Source organism: Shigella sp. SIG3, from assembly GCF_053555855.1.
This window is the reverse complement of sequence record NZ_JBQZXE010000256.1, coordinates 1-1,033: the sequence shown is the minus strand read 5'-3', so window position 1 is coordinate 1,033 and position 1,033 is coordinate 1. Positions and strand designations below refer to the sequence as shown.

The 1,033-nt window shown below is 48.7% G+C and carries 2 protein-coding genes; both read left to right on the top strand.

Going from position 1 to position 1,033, the window contains the following annotated elements; genetic code table 11:
- Nucleotides 1-127: 127 nt before the first annotated feature.
- On the top strand, nucleotides 128-388 hold the full coding sequence (locus ACUU1I_RS20730; protein ID WP_005069037.1) for a hypothetical protein: 261 nt from the start codon (nucleotides 128-130) through the stop codon (nucleotides 386-388).
- Nucleotides 389-454: 66 nt separating this feature from the next.
- A partial coding sequence (locus ACUU1I_RS20725) for a DUF1367 family protein (protein ID WP_449144923.1) occupies nucleotides 455-1,033 on the top strand: 579 nt, incomplete at its 3' end.

Sequence of the window (1,033 nt, the reverse complement as noted above, 5' to 3'; positions counted from 1 at the left end):
CGATTTTCAACTCGTTTGAACTTCCAGAAGGCGCAGGAATAGAATCAAAAACACTTAAGTAGCGCGCAGGGATAAGAGGGATGGCCCCCGAACAGGGGAGTGCTATTTACCTGGAAGGATTCTGTTGATGAAAATCGAAGAATTACGTGAAATTTTTAGTGAAGATGGCCTCTATACTGTGCGCGTTGAGAATGGCGCTATTGTCAGCCACTGCCGTATTAAATGTTTACAGTCTCAACAAAGGAAGAGTGGAGCTGCGTTAATTCATTTGGTGGATGGGCTTGTGACGGATGGTTTTCTTTTGTGTGGAGATGAATTTGTCACGTCATTACGGGCGCTGAAAGAGACTGGACTTAAGGCTGGCTTTTCTGCTTTTGAATGTGAGTGAGTTCATCTACAATTCAGTGCAGGGTTGACCCCCTGCTGAGTAACACCGTGCCACCGGAGAAAGCCGATGGCACATATACAACTGGTCAAACAAACCTCTTCCGGATTACTTCTCCCGGCGACGTCGGAGAGTTGCGAATTTCTGCATCAAATCAAAACAGGCGAGTGGATACACGCTGATTTTAAGCGCGTTCGTAACTACGCATTCCACAAGCGTTTTTTCAAACTCCTGCAACTGGGATTCGATTACCGGACTCCGGTCGGTGGGGCGATCACGCCTCGAGAACGAGAACTGGTATCAGGCTTCGTTGAGTACCTGTGCGAATCAGTAGGTCGGGAACATACGCCAGCTCTGAGCGAAGCCGCAGAGCAATATCTGAATACCGTTGCGACACGCAGAACCCGGGATACGGCATTGCTAAAGTCGTTTGAGGCTTTCCGCGAGTGGGTAACCATTCAGGCCGGATTTTACACCGAGCATATTTATCCGGACGGTAGCCGTGGGCGCAGGGCAAAATCTATCGCATTTGCGAACATGGACGAAACCGAGTTTCAGCAGGTTTATAAATCTGTACTGAATGTGCTGTGGAACTGGATCCTGTTCCGTAAATTTTCCTCTCCGGAGGAAGTCGAAAATGTGGCCGCA

Bases quoted from the DNA above. Each gene is read 5' to 3' on its own strand.
- ACUU1I_RS20730 (WP_005069037.1), top strand. From the start codon at position 128: ATGAAAATCGAAGAATTACGTGAAATTTTTAGTGAAGATGGCCTCTAT.